Annotated in this window: 22 protein-coding genes and 1 pseudogene; 5 read left to right on the forward strand and 18 right to left on the reverse strand. The window is 31.6% G+C overall.

Annotated elements, in window-relative coordinates; genetic code table 11:
* Positions 1-32: 32 nt before the first annotated feature.
* The 8 genes from EKN01_RS06240 to EKN01_RS06275 form a co-directional block, all read right to left on the reverse strand.
* On the reverse strand, positions 33-1118 hold the full coding sequence (locus EKN01_RS06240; RefSeq protein WP_129045430.1) for a glycosyltransferase: 1086 nt from the start codon (positions 1116-1118) through the stop codon (positions 33-35).
* 129 nt (positions 1119-1247) lie between these two features.
* Positions 1248-2414, reverse strand: a complete 1167-nt coding sequence (locus EKN01_RS06245) for a MalY/PatB family protein (RefSeq protein ID WP_338323309.1) — start codon at positions 2412-2414, stop codon at positions 1248-1250.
* Entirely contained in the window at positions 2398-3258 is an 861-nt protein-coding gene (locus tag EKN01_RS06250) for a DUF3737 family protein (RefSeq protein ID WP_129045431.1), read from the reverse strand. Before EKN01_RS06250 ends, EKN01_RS06245 begins: the two co-directional genes overlap by 17 nt.
* A gap of 63 nt (positions 3259-3321) precedes the next feature.
* Entirely contained in the window at positions 3322-4284 is a 963-nt protein-coding gene (locus EKN01_RS06255; protein WP_129045432.1) for an aldo/keto reductase, read from the reverse strand.
* Positions 4285-4286: 2 nt separating this feature from the next.
* Positions 4287-4493 (reverse strand): 4-oxalocrotonate tautomerase DmpI, encoded by a 207-nt coding sequence (gene dmpI, locus EKN01_RS06260; protein WP_129045433.1) that lies wholly within the window; start codon positions 4491-4493, stop codon positions 4287-4289.
* Between the two features lie 156 nt (positions 4494-4649).
* The gene (locus EKN01_RS06265) at positions 4650-5792 is read right to left on the reverse strand and encodes a low temperature requirement protein A (protein WP_129045434.1); all 1143 of its coding nucleotides are present in this window, start codon (positions 5790-5792) and stop codon (positions 4650-4652) included.
* A gap of 102 nt (positions 5793-5894) precedes the next feature.
* The gene (locus EKN01_RS06270; RefSeq protein WP_129045435.1) at positions 5895-6539 is read right to left on the reverse strand and encodes an SDR family oxidoreductase; all 645 of its coding nucleotides are present in this window, start codon (positions 6537-6539) and stop codon (positions 5895-5897) included.
* A gap of 98 nt (positions 6540-6637) precedes the next feature.
* The gene (locus tag EKN01_RS06275) at positions 6638-7516 is read right to left on the reverse strand and encodes a LysR family transcriptional regulator (protein WP_129045436.1); all 879 of its coding nucleotides are present in this window, start codon (positions 7514-7516) and stop codon (positions 6638-6640) included.
* A gap of 150 nt (positions 7517-7666) precedes the next feature.
* On the opposite strand from EKN01_RS06275, the gene EKN01_RS06280 reads away from it, so the two are divergent.
* Positions 7667-8206, forward strand: coding sequence for a DapH/DapD/GlmU-related protein (locus tag EKN01_RS06280; RefSeq protein WP_129045437.1), 540 nt, complete (start codon positions 7667-7669; stop codon positions 8204-8206).
* A gap of 83 nt (positions 8207-8289) precedes the next feature.
* Here the strand turns inward: EKN01_RS06280 and EKN01_RS06285 are convergent.
* From EKN01_RS06285 to EKN01_RS06295, 3 genes and pseudogenes are all read right to left on the reverse strand, one after another.
* Positions 8290-9149: pseudogene (locus EKN01_RS06285) on the reverse strand (GRP family sugar transporter).
* 6 nt (positions 9150-9155) lie between these two features.
* Positions 9156-9944, reverse strand: a complete 789-nt coding sequence (locus EKN01_RS06290; RefSeq protein WP_129045438.1) for a glucose-1-dehydrogenase — start codon at positions 9942-9944, stop codon at positions 9156-9158.
* A gap of 243 nt (positions 9945-10187) precedes the next feature.
* Positions 10188-10484 carry a flavodoxin gene (locus tag EKN01_RS06295; RefSeq protein ID WP_129045439.1) on the reverse strand — a complete coding sequence of 99 codons (297 nt, stop codon included), beginning with the start codon at positions 10482-10484 and terminating at the stop codon, positions 10188-10190.
* Between the two features lie 184 nt (positions 10485-10668).
* Here EKN01_RS06295 and EKN01_RS06300 point away from each other — a divergent pair, with 184 nt between their 5' ends.
* The gene (locus tag EKN01_RS06300; protein WP_129045440.1) at positions 10669-10863 is read left to right on the forward strand and encodes a hypothetical protein; all 195 of its coding nucleotides are present in this window, start codon (positions 10669-10671) and stop codon (positions 10861-10863) included.
* Between the two features lie 36 nt (positions 10864-10899).
* Here EKN01_RS06300 and EKN01_RS06305 read toward each other — a convergent pair whose 3' ends face one another.
* Both EKN01_RS06305 and EKN01_RS06310 read right to left on the reverse strand, forming a co-directional pair.
* Positions 10900-11547, reverse strand: a complete 648-nt coding sequence (locus EKN01_RS06305; RefSeq protein WP_129045441.1) for an MFS transporter — start codon at positions 11545-11547, stop codon at positions 10900-10902.
* A gap of 36 nt (positions 11548-11583) precedes the next feature.
* Complete coding sequence (locus EKN01_RS06310; RefSeq protein WP_129045442.1) at positions 11584-12081, reverse strand: hypothetical protein; 498 nt, start codon at positions 12079-12081, stop codon at positions 11584-11586.
* Between the two features lie 171 nt (positions 12082-12252).
* Here EKN01_RS06310 and EKN01_RS06315 point away from each other — a divergent pair, with 171 nt between their 5' ends.
* Positions 12253-13170: a prenyltransferase gene (locus tag EKN01_RS06315; RefSeq protein WP_241685263.1), complete on the forward strand. Its 918-nt coding sequence runs from the start codon at positions 12253-12255 to the stop codon at positions 13168-13170.
* 39 nt (positions 13171-13209) lie between these two features.
* On the opposite strand, the gene EKN01_RS06320 is transcribed toward EKN01_RS06315, so the two are convergent.
* Positions 13210-13938, reverse strand: a complete 729-nt coding sequence (locus EKN01_RS06320; protein WP_129045443.1) for an SDR family oxidoreductase — start codon at positions 13936-13938, stop codon at positions 13210-13212.
* Between the two features lie 98 nt (positions 13939-14036).
* On the opposite strand from EKN01_RS06320, the gene EKN01_RS06325 reads away from it, so the two are divergent.
* A complete protein-coding gene (locus EKN01_RS06325) occupies positions 14037-14378 on the forward strand; it encodes a winged helix-turn-helix transcriptional regulator (RefSeq protein ID WP_129045444.1) in 342 nt (113 codons plus the stop codon).
* A 15-nt stretch (positions 14379-14393) separates the two neighbouring features.
* On the forward strand, positions 14394-15011 hold the full coding sequence (locus EKN01_RS06330; RefSeq protein ID WP_129045445.1) for an NAD(P)-dependent oxidoreductase: 618 nt from the start codon (positions 14394-14396) through the stop codon (positions 15009-15011).
* A 41-nt stretch (positions 15012-15052) separates the two neighbouring features.
* Here the strand turns inward: EKN01_RS06330 and EKN01_RS06335 are convergent, their stop codons facing one another.
* The 4 genes from EKN01_RS06335 to EKN01_RS06350 all read right to left on the reverse strand — a co-directional run bounded on the left by EKN01_RS06335 (position 15053) and on the right by EKN01_RS06350 (position 18022).
* Positions 15053-16042, reverse strand: a complete 990-nt coding sequence (locus EKN01_RS06335) for a carboxylesterase family protein (protein ID WP_129045446.1) — start codon at positions 16040-16042, stop codon at positions 15053-15055.
* A gap of 163 nt (positions 16043-16205) precedes the next feature.
* Complete coding sequence (locus EKN01_RS06340) at positions 16206-16712, reverse strand: SLAP domain-containing protein (RefSeq protein WP_129045447.1); 507 nt, start codon at positions 16710-16712, stop codon at positions 16206-16208.
* A gap of 157 nt (positions 16713-16869) precedes the next feature.
* Positions 16870-17385, reverse strand: a complete 516-nt coding sequence (locus tag EKN01_RS06345) for a hypothetical protein (protein WP_129045448.1) — start codon at positions 17383-17385, stop codon at positions 16870-16872.
* A gap of 127 nt (positions 17386-17512) precedes the next feature.
* Complete coding sequence (locus tag EKN01_RS06350) at positions 17513-18022, reverse strand: SLAP domain-containing protein (RefSeq protein ID WP_129045449.1); 510 nt, start codon at positions 18020-18022, stop codon at positions 17513-17515.
* Positions 18023-18027 lie beyond the last annotated feature (5 nt).

The following is an 18027-nucleotide window of genomic DNA, read 5'->3' on the forward strand; positions in this document are numbered from 1 at the left end:
CAAAAAAATAGCAGAAGCAATTATTGCTTCTGCTATTTATATAGTTTTTCCCATTCTTCAATGATTCTGTCAGTTTTAAAATCATTTATTCTAGTAATTGATTTGTCAGAATAATATTCTCTTAAAGAAATATCATCGATCAATTTTTGAATAAATATTATTAGTTCGTCAACGTTACCCTGTTCAATAATTTTACCGTACTTGTCATCTCCAATGAACTCTTCTGATCCTGAATTATCCATTGCAACAATTGGCAATCCGTATGACATCGCCTCGCCAATAACCAAGGGCATCCCTTCCCATCTGGAAGTAGATACAAAAATAGATGAGTTTTTGTAATGTTCATTTAGTTCCTCATCCTTTAACGCACCTTGATAAATAATCTTGTCTTCAACGCCTAACTCATCTATCAGATTATAAAATGTATTCATATCTTTTTCAGGTCCACTACCAGCGATAGAAATCTTCCATCCTTCTGGCAAGGATTGAGCTAACTCCAAAAGATAATCAATACCCTTATGTTGAATTGCAATTCTTCCTGTAAATGAAATTATTGGAACTGATAAATCAGAATATTCATTTGAATGAATAGTTATAGGATTATAAATTTTTAGAGTATTTTTATTTATCTTAGAGTAATTCTTCAAATCATAATCTGTCAAAGTGACTACATAATCAGAACATTTGAGTCCTTCTACAAACTCGTTTTTCATATCTTTATAATATTGAGTCATATAGACATCATAATTATTGTGCATCCATGATATTACCTTAATACCTTGAACTTCTTTTTTTATAAAAGGTGCAAAACTTGCAAGCAAGCCACCAGGCAAAATTACCACATCAATTTTATTTTCTTTCAAATAATCTATTAGATCCTTGATCTGTTGCTTATAGTCATGATATGGATTATTACCAAAATAATTAAGAATACCAGAAGTTATGGGGGTTTTTGCGGTTACCAAGGGTGCCGTCAACTTATAGTAGGACTTATCGGAGGCTAGAGAATAGAAGGTAATTTCGTTACCGTTATGACCATTCAAAGAATTGCCCAGAACAGTACTCGCTCTCTTTACTCCGTCCATTACAATATTTTCTAGTGCTATTAAAATTTTCATGACAAACACCTCTTTCATAACCTCTTTAACTAAATTATGTGTGTTTGCCAAAATAAACTAAAGAAATTGAACTATAGCATAATGTCAAAAATATTGCCTTATGAATTAATCTTTTATATATAAAAGAATTTAATTAGATTTAACAAATTTTATAAATCTATCTACACCATCTTCAATACGACTTAAACTAGTGGCAAAATTCCATCTAACAAATGATCCAGAATTTCCACCGTACATACTACCTGGGTTTAGATACAAACCTGTTGTTGATCTTAATTCATCACAGTACAACTTAGAATCATTAGTAATTTGAGATAGATCTATCCAAAGAAGATATGTCCCTTCTTCATCAATTATTTTGACTTCAGGTATTTCCATATTCAAACGGTCAATTATATATCTTTTATTTCGGTGTAAATAATGTCTTAATTTATCTACCCAAACTGAACCATCATAAGTGTATGCAGCTTCTAGGGCTTGTATTGCGAAAGTATTAGGTTCTGCAATTTCATCTCTATTTAATCCACTTCTGACTCTTTCGCGAAGCTTATCATTAGGAATAACAACCGCAGATGTCTGTAATCCTGCAATATTAAAAGTTTTTGTAGGAGATATACACATAATTAATTTATCCGAAATTTCTGACGAAATACTGATAAATGGATTATATGTAATACCTAGTGCAGTCACATCAGCATGAATTTCATCGCTCAATAAAATAACGTCATGTTTAATACATAGTTCACCTATTTTTTTCAAAGTATCTCTATCCCAAACTTTTCCAATAGGATTATGAGGATTACAAAATATCATCATACTTGTTTCTGGAAGTGATAACTTGGATTCCAAATCTGTGAAATCAATTGAATATTTCCCATCATTATAAATCATCTGACTATCTAAAATTTTTCTTCCATTGTTTGAAATAGAATTATAAAAAATATTGTACACAGGTGATAAAACAACGACTGCGTCATTTATATCAGTAACTTTGCGAATAATTGAAGAAATAGACGGAATTACTCCTGTTGAAAACATAATCCAAGAACTTTCCAACTTGGTATTGTATCGATTTAACCACCAATTAATAATTGATTCGTTAAACGAGCTAGGAATAGTATTGTACCCAAAAGTAGGTTGTTCAATTCTTTTTTTCATAACATCAACAATCCCTGGATAAACTTCAAAATCCATGTCCGCTACCCACATAGGCAACTCATTTTTAGAAATGTTCCATTTTTCTGAATTAGTGTTACTTCTATCTATTTCTTTATCAAAGTTATACTGCATCATCATTCACCTGTTTTTTATTTAAAATAGTTTTTCCATGATCTATTTCTGAATCATCTTCAATGATTGAACCTATATTTGGTGCAGAAATCTTACCACCTAGTGGATTCTTAATACTATCAATTGTAGTAGTTGAATCTATATCAACCGTCGAATATTCAAAAGCTAGGTCAGTATTTATTATACGACAATCAACTGTTTTAACATTTTCCATATAACAAAATCCCTGTTCACTTTCTATCACACAGTTTACAAATGTTATATTCTTAGAATTCCAACCTAAATATTGACCAACAATCACAGAATCCTTAATCAGAACGTTATCACAGTTCCAAAATGCATCCTTTGTGATAATTTTTGAATTAGATATTTCAATATTTTCAGCACCATCGAAAGCATAATTACCTACAATGTTTACATTTTTCATCTTAATATTTTGGCTATTCATGGCAAAATAATCAGCATTACTAGCTGAAACATCAGTTAATTCGATATCTTTACAATTCCACAAAGTCTCTTCAGCATTTGAAATCTGCACATTATTCAGCTTTATTAAATTAGATCTTCGAAAAGTTTTTGGCGAATCGATGGTACTGTTACTAATATTAATGTTATTGGTATACCAAATACCCGAACGTGCATCAGATAACATACTAATATTATCTGCCTCTATATCTTTGGAGTACCAAAGTGGATACTTCCAACGAAATATATCTTCACTAAGTTTAATATTTTTACTCTCTTTTAAAGGTGATTCTCCATTTTGAAAAACAGATCTACTAATTGAAGTGTTCTTTTGTTTGAATAATGCTCTTTCACCTGTGAGTATTTCTTGTTCAATTTGTTGCAATATTATAAATCCTCCAAAATATATAAAAAAGCAATCTCAAAAGAGATTGTTAAATTAGTAATACTATTTCATTGTTTTTTCCCATTCACGAACTGTTTTAACTTTTGTTTCGTCTGCCAATGTTTCCATAGATTTGATTTCATCATCTGACAACTTAAGTTGCGCAGATTTTGCAGCATCTTCAACATGGCTTATTTTTGTTACACCAACAATAGGAGTAGTTCCCTTGGCGATTGCCCAAGCTGTTCCTATTTGAGCTACACTTGCGTTATGATTGTCTGCTATTTCTTTCATGAAATTAACAAGTTTTTCTAATTGTGGTAATGAATCGTTATAAACTTTTCCACGATCGCTACCTTCGGGGAAAGGATGATTTGTATCATATTTACCAGACAATGCACCTTGTTCTAGAACCATATATGAAAAGAATGTAATATCATTTTCCTTACAATAATCTAAAATTCCTGAACTTTCTGATGATCTGTTCAAAAGACTAAAGTGATTTTGAACTGCTGAAACCTTTAGCCCTTCTTTTTGAAGAATACTATTAGCAAGTTTCAATTCTTCTAAATCATGATTTGAAACACCAATGTATTTAATTTTTCCAGATTTCGCTAATGGGATAATTTTGTTTGTCCATTTTTCTACATCTGCAGGATTATGAATCCAATAGATATCAAAGTAATCAGAGTTCAATCTTTTGGCACTAGCTTCAAAATTTTCCTCCATTGTATTTGGAGAATCTGTTGCAAGTTGTGGTGTGAATTTGGTAGAAATAATAACCTTATCTCTTCCAGCATCTTTGATAAACTCACCAAGAATTTCTTCAGACGAACCCATTCCATAAGCTGCAGCTGTATCCCATAGATTTAGCCCTAATTCTAGTGCTTTATCAAAAACAGGTTTAAGATCTTCTTTTGTTAGACTGTGTCCAAAAACTTGATCTCCACCAGCCATTCCACTTCCCCATGCCCAAGCACCTAGAGCCATTTTAGGCATTTTCAAATCATCTTGCATTGTTGTCATTATTATTTATCCTCGTTATTGTTATTTTCTGTTTCACTTAAAAGTTTTCCGCCAACTCCAATATTATCTAGATTGTTTTCTTTAATGAATACATAAAACATTTCCTTAGGAATTCCAGTTACACGAGCGGCTGTATCTGTAAATTCTTGTACTAATTGCTTCTTTTGATCTTTTGTTACATCTTTAATTTCAAAATTAATTACTGGCATTCTAAAAATCTCCTTTGATCTATGAATGAACTCATTATATTTCTGACACAATCATTTGTTAAATGCTTATATAAAATATCTAAGTATACAAAAAATGAATAACAAAAAGATCCTGCTATATCAACGATAGCAGGATCTTTTTTATTCTCTATTAAACTAAATTTGTAAAATCCAAGCGCGAATTCCAGTAGCTATTAATACAATATCAATAATTAACATACCAACATAAATTGGTAGCAATCCAGAAAGAACTATCATCAAAATTGCCCCTATCGACCAAATAAAATCATTTTTCTTAATTGGATCTGTATTAAATATATTCCAACCAGTCATGACGATCATATCTATGAGAATTGCAACTGTCACCAAAATGAATAAATAAAAATATATTTTTTCGTTTTCTTCTAAAATAGATAATACTAAAAATGATTCTAGTACCAAGCATGCAATCAAAAATCTATGTAACCCTCTAAATATTGATATCGGTAAGTAACTTTTTGCTTGAATTTCACGTTCATCCATCAAAGTATAATAAACGAACCACATACCAATTACACTCATGAACACAATTATAAATTCTAGATAACTCATAACTCCACTCTTGTGTTCCATAAAAAATTCAATTATGCCAGCAAGTGATTCACCCAAGACTATCATCGTAAATAGACCAAAACGCTCCATAATAGCAGACGTCACTTCAAATTTCATTTTTCGAATATTAAACTCTTTGTTAAAGTTTTTATTTTCCAGAGTAATTGTGCTCAAGAAAACTAGTAAGCAAGCTAAAATTATTGCTCTCTGAATATTGATATTTCCTACAAAAATACTACCTACAAAGAAAACTTCAGCAATAGAATAACTAATCAAATATGGTCTAGTTGTTGTCGCATGTAGAGGATCAAAGATCATAGTTTGGAGATATAGATACATATAGATTAATTGATTCACCGTATAGGCTAATATAAATCCCGTATAATGCCCTTCAAAAAACTGTGTAGTAAAAGTAGCAGTAATACCTATTGCTACAATCTGTAACAGGGCAAAGATAGTATTTCTCAAACTAGCCTCACCATGTAAATCAAAATATAATACCATGTTCATCCATGTATTGAAGAAGAATAAAAATAGTACCCAAAAAGAAATCACACCATATAAATTAAAGTGCTCAGTAAGATTTTCTACGAATCCGTGAATTATCACAACATAAACTAAGTCAGAAAAAAGCTCGAGCCATGATATTTTTCTATTTTCAATAATATTACTTAAATTTCTAGGTCGTCCCCACCAATTATTGTTCATATTAAATCCTCTTTTTCTTATACAATTTTTATTTTCTAACAAAATAAAAAAATTAACAAGACTGAACTAAAAAAAGTGTAATCATATATGATTACACTTTTTTTATCTGTACCATTCAGGCATATCGCCATCAGTATTAGGTTTATTAATACCTATACTTTGATTTTCATAATCTGCTGGACTTTCAATTATCTTAATTACCAAATCGGCGATACTTCTTCTTGAAACTTCTGTTCCTTTTAAAGGTTCACCTTTTTGAGTAGTTTCATAATCAATTTCATCTTTATCACTCATCCAAGATGGTCTAATCATTGTATATACAAGACCAGAATCTTCAATTAATTTTGCTGATTCTCTGAAACCAGGTAAATAAGCTGCTATCATTTTTTCATTCCATTCACCAAATTTACCCGGAACTTCATGATATGTTCCCAATGAACTTATAAAAATCAAACGACTAAGGTTAGAATCTTTCATTGCTTGAATAATAACTTTAGATTGTTCTGCCAGATCGACTCCACCAACGTTTGAATAAACGATATCAACATCTTTCATAGATTCTTTAAGAAGGCTCATGTCTGTTACATCACCGTCAATCAATTCAACACGGTCATTGAAACGGTATTTATCAAGTCTAGAACTATTTCTCAAAAAAAGTTTTAGTTCATTATTTGTTTCTGATAATAATCTTTCTGTAACTAATTGTGCAGTTTTTCCATATGCACCTATAATTAAAATTTTTGTCATATTATGATACCTCCAATAATCCTAATTATATGTACGATACTTTTAAAAGTGAAATACTTAAAATTTATAACTAGATATTACTAATTGTAATAATGGAATTATTCATTAATTTTTATATTTAATTCATCTAAAAATTTGGATGCCGCCTTTGATAATTGTTTGTCGCGCTTCCATATCAAACTCACACCCTCTTCTTGAAATGGTATTATCGGTTTGAAAACCAGTGAGCTCGTATCTATATTTTCAGACAACCCATCAATTCCAAATATATATCCTAACCCTTCTTTTGCAAGTAAGCCTGCATTGTATATCAAATTATATGTTGCTACAATATTTAGTTTTTCAACATCAATTCCTGCCCAATTACTCATAGAATTTTTCATATCTACTTGAGCTGAAATAATCAATGGTAGGTTCAACAGATCCTTAGATTCAATAAAATCTTTTTTAGTCAACGGATCATCTTTACGCATAATAAGTCCCCATCGATTAGCTCCAGGTAAATGAATACTATTATATTTGTCTTTGGAACTTCGATTAAAAATAACTCCAAAATCAATAGTTCCTGTATCCATTTTTTGTTTAACTTCCTCTGCATTACCACTACTTAAATGAAAGGTAAGATCAGGATATTCTTGTCTCATTTCCGTGATAACTCGGGCAATTAAAGTCATAATATTAGTTTCAGCGGCACCAATATATATGTCTCCTGATATCCCATCATTTTTACTTATATTTGCCTCTGTTTGATCAGCTAAGCTCACAATTTCTTTTGCACGGTCTCTCAGGTAAATTCCCTCATCTGTAAGAGTCGTCTGACGATTACTTCTAAGAAATAATTCAACACCTAGTTCGTCTTCCAAATTTTTCAACTGTCTAGACAACGTGGGTTGGGATAAATGTAGTAAATCAGCTGCAGCAGAAATATTTTCCTCATTAGCTACTGCTAAAAAGTATCTTAAAACCCTTATTTCCATATCCTTATCTCCTAAATTTTCGACTTAGTATCTATAGTATAAATTTCAGATCCAAGTATGTCTATTGGTTATGAATATCTATTACAAATACATATTAGACATACTGTTATTTTAATAATACGATGTAGTTATCGAAAGGAATAAAATAATATGTCAGAATATAAAAAAATACCCTATATGTCACACACTGATGAACATCTTTTATCAGTTGTAAAAAGAAATACTCCTAAAATATTCGAGATGAATCACAGTTTTCATACAGACAATGAGATGAGAACTATATTTGGTGATATCATAGGACAACATATTGATCAGAGTGTCACTATTAATCAGCCTATCAACACTGACTATGGTAATAATATAACTTTAGGTAAAAACATTTTTATCAACCGCGATGTTTTTCTAGTGGATTTAGGTGGTATAACTATTGAAGATGATGTTTTAATCGGACCAAGAGTTACCTTGATTACTGTAAACCATCTTGAAGAGCCTACAAAACGTAGAGATCTCTCATTAGATCCCATCACTATAAAAAAAGGTGCTTGGATTGGTGCTAATGCCACAATTTTGCCTGGTGTTACTGTGGGTAAAAATTCTATTGTTGCAGCTAGTGCAACAGTCACAAAAGATGTACCAGATAATACAATAGTTGGTGGAATACCTGCCAAAGTAATTAGGCATATACATTAGATAAAATTTGATTCCATTTATTGCAACATTTAAAATTACCAAAAATAAAAAAAACAATCTCAAAGAGATTGTTTTTTTTATTCTTATAATGTAGCAGTCATTACGCTTCCAGCTACAATTAAAACTAATCCTATTATTGTAAATAGTAATTCTCTTCTTGATTTCTTCTCACGTAATATCAAAAGTCCACCAAGTGTGGAGATAACTACTGCAAATTGTGAAATGATATACGCCTTAGCTACCCCATTCAATTTAGCTGATAAAATATAAGCAAATGCTGATACTGCAAATATTATTCCTACACTAACATCTTTCCAGCTTTACAATTGATTGAATGATAGTGATATTTTCTTAGTTGCAATCAAATAAATAACTGCTCCCAAAAACACACCTAACATTTGTGGAAAGAAGATTGCCGTTCCTGATGCATTAACTGCCTTAGGAATGGCACTATATACCCAATAACCGATCGAAGTAAATAATAACAATGCGATACTACTTATATCTACACCACCATTATTATCTGAACCTTTATCTGTAACAACTGTCAATAGAACACCAACTAGTAGTATCGCCAATGCTATAAATCCTACTATTTTAGCTATAGAACTTGACCATTCTCCAAATATCAAAACTCCAATTAAAGATGTCCCAATTAATTGAAATCCTGTAGAGATAGTCTTTGTTCTTGAAACAGACATTCGATCATACGAAATATATTGACAATTTGTCCTAATACCAAGAATCCAACTGATAATAAAATAAGTAAAAATACACCTAATGAAACCGATGGATGTGTAAAAACTTCTACTAAGATGCCAACGATTATGGCACCTATTCCTGTACCTAGAATCTCGTTGTTAGTTCCACTACCAACTTTTTCCAATATTAGTGGTTGGACACCCCAACCTATCGCTGGTACTAAAGCTAATAAAATATTCATTTAATTTTATCCTCTTCCGCCTTGGAATGCAGGATATAGTGTCATACCACCATCTACAAACAATGTAATTCCTGTAACATAACTTGATTCATCTGAAGCTAACCAAGCTGCAACAGAAGCTACTTCTTCAGGATCACCAATACGTTGCATTGGTACCATACTTGTTGTAGTTGCTAATTGTTCTGGATCTGCAAATTTTTCAGCATTGATTGGTGTGTTAATAGCACCTGGTCCGATGTTATTTACTCGAATATTGCGTGCGGCATATTCCATAGCAACAGTTTCTGTAAATAATTTAACTCCACCTTTACTTGCAGCATAGTGTGCAAATGTTGGCCAAGGAATTTGTTCATGAACTGATGACATGTTAATGATATTACCTTTTTTGTCATTCTTAACGAAATAATCTAGTGCTGCTTTAGTTCCTAAGAAAACACCTGTTAGGTTAACATCAATAACTCTTTGCCAATCTTTCAAAGGTAGTTCATGAGTTTCATGACGATTTTCCATACCGGCATTGTTAATCCAGATATCAAATCCTCCAAAATTATCAATAGCAGCGTCAACTAATTGTTGTACTCCTTCTTCGGAAGAAACATCTGCTTGAATAGCTACACCTTTTCCACCATTCTTTTCAATTAGTGCTACAGCTTCCTCGGCACCCTTTGCATCTGAATGATAATTTACAACTACATTCATATTTTCTTTTCCAAATCGTTCTGATATAGCTGTTCCTATTCCTTTTGAACCACCAGTTATAACTGCAGTTCTTCCTTTTAATTCTGAATATACCATTATTTTTCCCTCTTCTAATTTTATTTAAAATAATTAAATACTTATACTTCTGTTTCAACAGTCATTATAGTCTTATCTATAACAATTGATATACTCAAGACAATTATACAATCAACATGAATGATTTCAATTTTTTTATTATTACTTCTTGTTTTCTAAAAAATAAAAAAAATTAAATAAAAATACTCAAATACTGTTTTTTTATTTTAAAGCGTTGTATTCAAGTATTCTCATAATTACCTTCTAATTTTTGAAAATTGCCTTTAAATTTCGATCACTTATGGGAGCTCTATAGATACCAAGATAGTTGGCATTAGCCTCAGTTACTAATTTTTTAAAAGTTGGTGCAACTTCTTCTGCCGAAGTACTCATACTTGTTATAAAACCCAAAATATTTTTATCAGATAAATCAGATTTCTCAAATAAAGTATGGATAATCATCGGTGGCATTGCCCACCATGCTGGAAAACCAACATATATTCGGTCATACTCTGTAAAATCTGGTAACTGTTTAATATCAGGATGAATATTATTATTCATCTGATCCTCCGCGTATTAACTGTATTCCCACCTGCAATGATGATTTCAATTTTAATCGCAAGTTGTGTTATATCAATAGATGCCCAATTAGCAAAATAAAATTCAAATATCATAAAAATAATAGTATTAATTATAATAATTTTGTATTATATTATTCATAGGTTAATATTTTAGGGGAAGTACTATGACAAAATTTTATTATAAATACATTATCTATATTCTACTTGCTCTATTTTGTTTGCTAGTTAGTTCACACCCTTTGAGAACTCTATTTTGGATTGCTATTCTTATCATTGCTATAGTTTCAGCAATATTCGATATTTTGGATCACAATCAGTCGAAGTCTTCCATAGAACAACATCAACATAGACATCAATAAAAAAAGCTATCTCAAAAGAGATAGCTTTTTTATTGATCAATTTTTGATATTAGGTTTCACTGTTTTTTGAAAAGTATTACGCCACAAAATAAAGAATACTACAGCGATACAAATACTAAATATCCCATAGTATATAATCAATTGATCATAACCTCTTTTTTCAAATACCCAACTACTTATAGGTGTTCCTGCAGAATCCCCAAACATCAGCGAAGTTTGCGATACAGCTACTATCATCGGTTTAGGGATATGCAAATTTTGAATCAAATCGTATTCATACACATCTTTCAGCTGAAAATATGCTGGATATAGCAGTGAAAACATAACAATTGTTATGAGATATTTGTAAATATCTGAAAACCCGGTTGAAATTATAAAGATAACTCCCAACAGTAATGCAAAAAATGATAGAAAATACACCGAATTACTAGTTATTCTTTCTCTAGTCATCCACAATGACCCCAGAACTGTCAGTACTCCACAGATTGTTGTATAGATACTTACCAACCCTAGCTGAGGAACCACATTTTTAATAAATGCTGGTATTAAAGGGTCATAAAGTGAAACCAGAAATCCTAGTAATAGTGAAGAAATTGCCACTTTAATAAGAACACTATCTTTTGAAAAAATCTTAAACTTTGTATTTGATTCAAATGTTACTGATACTCCTTGTGGCCAAAACATTAACAAACCCATCAAACACGCTAGTATAATGATGAATTATCTAAGATCTATTCCTATATGTGATAAGTACGTTATCAAGCTACCTGAAATAGCAACTCCCACTAATGTAGTTATTTGAACAATAGTATGTCTAGAACTAATAATTTTGTGTTCATTAGCTGAATAATTTGATGCCCACTCAATCAGTGAAAGTCTTATATATACCAATATAGTGGTAGCTCCAAAGCCACCAATTAAACCAGAAATTATACTGATTACTGATGAATTAGCAAAGATACGAAGATACATGGCAAATCCATATAGTAGAAATGCCACTTTGATTATTATATTGGAGGACACTTTACGGATATAAACAAATAATGCTTGAGTCAATGCTCCCGAGATAGCCATAGCTGCATATGAGTAACCATAGTTTATCAGTTGGTGTTCACCTTGATAGTACATAATTTGGGCAAAAGATGCTACGGACATTAATGTTCCAAAGAGAACATAGAATATATAATACTGGTACAAATTAAATTTTGAATTATTCACAATCATCCCCCAATTCCCCAAGTTCAAATGATTGTTAACACATTAATTTATACACAGATTAAAACACTGAGTTTAAATGTCAATAAAAATCTATTAAATCAACTCAAATAACTACCTACTCTAAGCATTTTGTATTATTGTTAAATATAAACAATTATAGGAGGTTATATTTTGAAAGAGAAAATTTTGGGGTTTTTAACTCTTGTTCAAATTTATTCAGTGGTAACTTCAGTGATGCCTTTTCTATTAGGTGCATTGTTCGTTGCTACTTACTATCAAATGTTTAATTGGGGATACAGTATATTATTGTTAGTCGCTGAAGTCTTCTTCCACTTGGCTGTGAATACTCACAATCAATATGTAGATTACTTTCATTTTAAGAGTGATCCAAAATTGTTTGCCAACAGCTACAATAACACTCTAGTGCGCCACAACATCACACCTAGATTTGCAATAATTACTGCTTATACATTGGCGGGTATTTCAGGAATTATTGGAATTTACTTAACTGTCAAAACTGGCTGGTTCTTATTATTGATCGGAGTTTTGAGTTTTATTGTTGGATATTTTTATTCTGGTGGTAAGCATTCGATATCATACACACCATTCGGTGAATTTGCTTCTGGTATCACTATGGGATACTTTATTACGTTAATTACTGTATATATTAATATTGCTAATACACCACAGTTTGAAAATATTTTTTGGTTAAAAACACTTTTGATCTCATTAATTTCTATTTTTGCTATTAGCAACGTTATGCTTGCTAATAACATAGCTGATTTAGATGAGGATTTAAAAATTAACCGTAAAACAATAGTTGCTTATATTGGTGTTAAAAATTCAATGATTCTTTGGGTTGCTAGCTATGTCTTGGGTTACTTAGCAATTGTTGCCTCAATTATCTTAGGTTATTTACCATGGTACTGTTTGATATTCCTAGTTTTAACATTCCCAATGGTTTACAAAAAAACTATGGAATTTGTTAATAAACCTGATAAGGCTACTACTTTTGTTAATTCGATTATGAATGCACAAATTTTATTACTGGCTGTCATGATTGGCTGTGTCATTGATTTATTCATATAGTTTAAAACAAAAAAACCACTACTTAGTAGTGGTTTTTTATTATGCATCTTGGCGAGTTGCGGCAATATCTACTTCACGGATATTAACTTCTTGAGGCATATCGTACATAAATTTAACAGTTTCAGCAACATGTTTGGGATCAAGTGTGATACCACCCATTGTTTTCTTCCAAGCTTCGTAATCTGATAGCGCTGATTCACTAGTAACGTGAGTCAACAATTCAGTTTCAGCAGCACCTGGCGCAACCATCATGATACGTACATTCTTAGGTGCACTTTCTTCACGAATAGTTTCTGACAATCCATGTACACCAAACTTAGATGCTACATAGGCAGCGTGGTTAGTAAATGTCTTCTTACCAGCGATTGATGAAACATTCAAAATAGTTCCATGTTCACGTTCAATCATGTCGTTAAGAACGATTTGTGTACCATTTAGAACACCCATGACATTAGTATCAAGCATTGTTTGCCATTCCTTTGGACTTTGATTTTGAACATTACCTAGTAACATCAAACCAGCATTGTTAATCAACAAATCAGTTTTTCCATACTTATCTTCAGCTTTACGAATAGCTGTTTCAAATTGATCATAATCAGTAACATCAACTGAATCAATCATTACATTATCCATACCTTTTGCAACTTCTTCTAACTTTTCAGTGCGACGTCCTAGTAATAGCAATGGAAATCCACCCGCATTAAAAATTTTAGCCATTTCAGCTCCGAAACCTGAACTAGCACCTGTAATTACTACTAAATTCTTCATATTTATATCCTCATAATTGTAAAAAGATTTTTCAAACGAATTACAGTATAATATCAACTATTGTTAACAACAAGTACGCACATTGAGGTAACCAGCAAATGGCACAATATTTGAATGAGTTCGATGCAACGATGCACCTGATACAGGGTAAATGGAAAATCATGATTATGTATGAATTATCCGAATCAGGTTCTAGAAGATTTGGTCAGCTAATGAGCCATATTCAAGATGTTTCTCACAAGACATTGACTAATCAATTACGAGAACTAGAGCGAGATCAGCTAATTACAAGACATGATTTAACCACAGCCGAACCACATGTAGAGTATCAACTAACTGGTAGAGGTGAATCCATTATCCCTGTTTTAGATGCCATCTGTGAGTGGGGCGATACTCATATAGATCCAGCACTTATGGAAAGAAATCTATGTGATGAATAAAAGAAGGTAGTTTAAATGAAAATACTAGTAACAGAAGCCAATAGAAAAATGGGTCAAGAAATTATAAAAGAGGCTTTATCTAGATCAATAGAGGTTGTAGGTGTTGCTCTCCACCCCGAAAAATTCACAAATGAAATTGAATTCATTGAAAAAGATATTGTTAATCTAACATTGGAAGATATAGAATCTTTTGATGTAGTTATAAATGCTGTTCACTTCCCTAAAGATGCCCAGCAGCACATTGAAAATACTAAACATTTGATAAACTTGTTGGAACAAACTCAAACACGCCTGATAGAGATTGCTTCCCCTACAAATCTTTATCAAGATTCAACCAGAAAAAAGCAAGTAGCAGATAGACTGTTGTTTAAATTTAGCAACATAACTAAGTCAGAAATAGAATCATTTCAACTTCTACTTAACTCTTATAACTTTGATTGGCTATATATAGCACTTTACAGTACCTTGGATTCGCCACTAGTAGATTCCATCGGAAAATATGTAATTGGCTCTGACTATGTTCCCAAAAATCATTTTGCCATTTCATTTGAAGACACTGCGATTATGATTGTAGATCAAATTAACAATCCATCTACTAACAAATCAGTAATTTCAGTTTGGGGAGTAGAATAATAAAAACCACTATCTTAATAGATAGTGGTTTTTTTATTTAATTATTTTGATTGATTGTACAACCAGTCACGTACTGCAGGAATTGTGTAGCCATAATCAAACGAAGCCATGTGCTCCATTCCCTTATCTGAATTCTCTAAAACAGTTCCTGATTTCCAAGTAATCATGTTTATGTTTTTATTTTTATCTAGTAATTTATTTACTTCAGTATTTTTCTTCTTAGCAGACCAAGTTGCATCCATAGTTGTAGATGTGTAACTTGTCTTGTCTTTCTTAAGCATAGCTTGAAGATTTGTTTGTCCTTTTGAAGCACTTGAATCTCCACCAGCTACAATATAGAAGAATTTTTGATTCTTAAGTGGTTCTAGCTGACTAACATCCCATTGACTTGATACATACAATGTAGCAGCAAATTTATCTGGATAATGTGAGTTCAAGTAGAATGATGTCATTCCACCCATTGATTGACCAGTTAGGTATAGTCTGTCTTTATCAACTGAATATTTCTTTTGAAGTGATGATAGTAAATTCATATATGCTTTTACTTGATCTTCAACAACAGATGAACCAGATTGACCAAATCCACCTTCGATAGTACTTGTCTTGAATGTAGGTACTAAAACAAAACTAGGATGTTTCTTTTGTTCTGCCTTAGTTGCCCAGATGACACCACCATAACCTTGTGTAAGTGATGACTCAACACTTTGTCCAGTTACAGAATCATCATGGATGAATGTTAACAATGGATAATCTTTGTTCTTATCGTAATTTTCTGGAACGTATAAGTTATAAGGTAATTCCACTCCTGTTTTAGGATCCTTATATGTTGCTTGAATAAACTTAGATTGTGTTTCTTTCAATACATTTTTTAGAGAAGGATCAGTAGTTGGATCATTTGTATCTGTTTTCTTAAAACTTTCAGTGGTACTTGTAGAACTAGATTTCTTCGATGAACCTGAATTAGAGCTACATGCACCTAATACAACAGTCATAACCATAAGCATAGCTGCTAGAAGTCGTAATTTTTTCAAAAGTAGACACTTCCTTTTCTTTTTTATGTTATAAATTATAGCAAGTTTATAACATAAATAGTATCATTTTTTTACTATTTTATTTTGATTATCTGAATTAAAAAGAAATAAATTATAAAATAAAAAAACACTATCTCATCAGGATAGTGTTTTTTTATTTTATTTAATTAAGTGTTGTTGCATCGACAGATCTTACATATTCATTAGTTGCTACTCTCAAATAGCAATTACTCTTATGAAATCCATATGCACCAATTATTCTATCTGAATGCCAAAGTGTATTAGGTGCTAACATACGATTCTTAATCTCTTTGCCATCATAAGTATACAGTTGTGCAGGACCGTTAGATGTTATCTTTATAGTCTTGTTAGTAGCTATATAAGGGTACGTATCATCTGCCAAAATATACTCATTATTTGCTATTTGGAAATAATACTGATTTGCAATCATTACACCAGGTGATGGTGCTATCCAATCAGAATTTAACTTGATATTATTATCTGTTATCTTAGTTCCGGATTTATTTACTAATGTCGGATCTGAAACAGTTACCCTTACTGCAGACTGATTAATCGAATATGATCCCGCCTGTGCTCTAGAAGGAAATAAGAATACAGAAATTAATGTTATTAAAATTATACTTACTAATGATATTTTTCTTTTTGTCATTTAATTAGTCCCCCACTCCAAACTGTGTATAGTCTTCTGGCATATATTCATCAGTAGCTATCTTATCCATTTGTTCATCATTTGTTTTGTCAACAACAGCGGTTTTCCAAATCGTACCTGATTTTAAAACCAGATTACTTATCAGAAAGATAATAATCTAATTAATTACTAACGTAGCATCACTAAATTTCACGAATTCGTTAGTTGCTACTCTTAAGAAATAAGTGTTACCATCTGCTGTCTGGCTCTCCATTATTCTGTCTGAGTACCAGTGAGTATTAGGTGCTAACATACGATTTTTCACAAGTTGACCATCATAAGTATATAATTTTGCGGGAACATCAGTCGTTACTTTTATAATTTCATTTGTTGCCACATAAGGATATACATCATCCGCCAAGATGTATTCGTCACTAGCTATTTGAAAATATTTTTGTCCTAATATATCTATTCCATATTGAGGTGCTGCCCAATCTGAATCAAGCTGAATATTATTATCTACTATATTGTTACCAGATTTATTTACCAAAATGGGATCCGGAACAGTTACCTGAACTGCAGAATACTCTTCTGGATAAGGTACAGAAGCTGCTTGTGCCTTAACAGGTAATGAAAATACTGCTATTAAAGCTAATAGAACTAAACCTATTACTAATGATATTTTTCTTTTCATGCTCTCTTCTCACCTCCACAACTAAAACACTAATCTATTTTTAAAAGGAGAGCATTTGATTAAGCTTAGTCCAGAAATTTATTTATATAGAAAATAAAAACACTGCCTAGAAGGTAGTGTTTTAAAACTAAAATAATGCATCACTGAATCTAACAAATTCATTTGTGGCAACTCTAAGATAGAATCCACTACCATCCAATTTATTAGTTCCAATCGTTCTATCCGAATACCAACTAGTATTAGGAGCTAACATACGATTTTTAATAGGTTTCAAATCATAAGTGTATAGTTGAGCCGGAACTTTAGAAGTAACTGTAATAATTTCACTAGTTGCCACGTAATGATAGACATCATCTGACAAAATATACTCATCTTTAGCTATTTGATAATAATTTTTATTGGATATACTTATTGTTCCCAAATAAGGTGTTGCCCAATCTGAATCAAGTGTAATATTCTTATCTACTACGCTGGTTCCTGTATTATTTACCAAAATTGGATTGGGAACAGTTACCTGAACTGCAGAATGTTCTACTGAATATGGTAAAGAATCCGCTTTTGTATTAATAGAAAATGTAAATAAGCACAGTATTGCTATCACAGTAATACTTAATATTAATGTTATCTTTCTTTTCATTTTAA

Source organism: Companilactobacillus metriopterae, assembly GCF_004117915.1.
GTDB lineage: Bacteria > Bacillota > Bacilli > Lactobacillales > Lactobacillaceae > Companilactobacillus > Companilactobacillus metriopterae.

What these genes read in the sequence shown, in the direction of transcription:
- EKN01_RS06350 (WP_129045449.1), bottom strand. Translation starts at nt 18,022, where the DNA reads ATGAAAAGAAAGATAACATTAATATTAAGTATTACTGTGATAGCAATA.
- EKN01_RS06275 (WP_129045436.1), bottom strand. Translation starts at nt 7,516, where the DNA reads ATGGAAATAAGGGTTTTAAGATACTTTTTAGCAGTAGCTAATGAGGAA.
- EKN01_RS06305 (WP_129045441.1), bottom strand. Translation starts at nt 11,547, where the DNA reads ATGTTTTGGCCACAAGGAGTATCAGTAACATTTGAATCAAATACAAAG.
- EKN01_RS06270 (WP_129045435.1), bottom strand. Translation starts at nt 6,539, where the DNA reads ATGACAAAAATTTTAATTATAGGTGCATATGGAAAAACTGCACAATTA.
- EKN01_RS06255 (WP_129045432.1), bottom strand. Translation starts at nt 4,284, where the DNA reads ATGACAACAATGCAAGATGATTTGAAAATGCCTAAAATGGCTCTAGGT.
- EKN01_RS06300 (WP_129045440.1), top strand. Translation starts at nt 10,669, where the DNA reads ATGACAAAATTTTATTATAAATACATTATCTATATTCTACTTGCTCTA.
- EKN01_RS06290 (WP_129045438.1), bottom strand. Translation starts at nt 9,944, where the DNA reads ATGGTATATTCAGAATTAAAAGGAAGAACTGCAGTTATAACTGGTGGT.
- EKN01_RS06330 (WP_129045445.1), top strand. Translation starts at nt 14,394, where the DNA reads ATGAAAATACTAGTAACAGAAGCCAATAGAAAAATGGGTCAAGAAATT.
- EKN01_RS06265 (WP_129045434.1), bottom strand. Translation starts at nt 5,792, where the DNA reads ATGAACAATAATTGGTGGGGACGACCTAGAAATTTAAGTAATATTATT.
- EKN01_RS06340 (WP_129045447.1), bottom strand. Translation starts at nt 16,712, where the DNA reads ATGACAAAAAGAAAAATATCATTAGTAAGTATAATTTTAATAACATTA.
- EKN01_RS06320 (WP_129045443.1), bottom strand. Translation starts at nt 13,938, where the DNA reads ATGAAGAATTTAGTAGTAATTACAGGTGCTAGTTCAGGTTTCGGAGCT.
- EKN01_RS06325 (WP_129045444.1), top strand. Translation starts at nt 14,037, where the DNA reads ATGGCACAATATTTGAATGAGTTCGATGCAACGATGCACCTGATACAG.
- EKN01_RS06295 (WP_129045439.1), bottom strand. Translation starts at nt 10,484, where the DNA reads ATGAATAATAATATTCATCCTGATATTAAACAGTTACCAGATTTTACA.
- EKN01_RS06240 (WP_129045430.1), bottom strand. Translation starts at nt 1,118, where the DNA reads ATGAAAATTTTAATAGCACTAGAAAATATTGTAATGGACGGAGTAAAG.
- dmpI (WP_129045433.1), bottom strand. Translation starts at nt 4,493, where the DNA reads ATGCCAGTAATTAATTTTGAAATTAAAGATGTAACAAAAGATCAAAAG.
- EKN01_RS06345 (WP_129045448.1), bottom strand. Translation starts at nt 17,385, where the DNA reads ATGAAAAGAAAAATATCATTAGTAATAGGTTTAGTTCTATTAGCTTTA.
- EKN01_RS06280 (WP_129045437.1), top strand. Translation starts at nt 7,667, where the DNA reads ATGTCAGAATATAAAAAAATACCCTATATGTCACACACTGATGAACAT.
- EKN01_RS06245 (WP_338323309.1), bottom strand. Translation starts at nt 2,414, where the DNA reads ATGATGATGCAGTATAACTTTGATAAAGAAATAGATAGAAGTAACACT.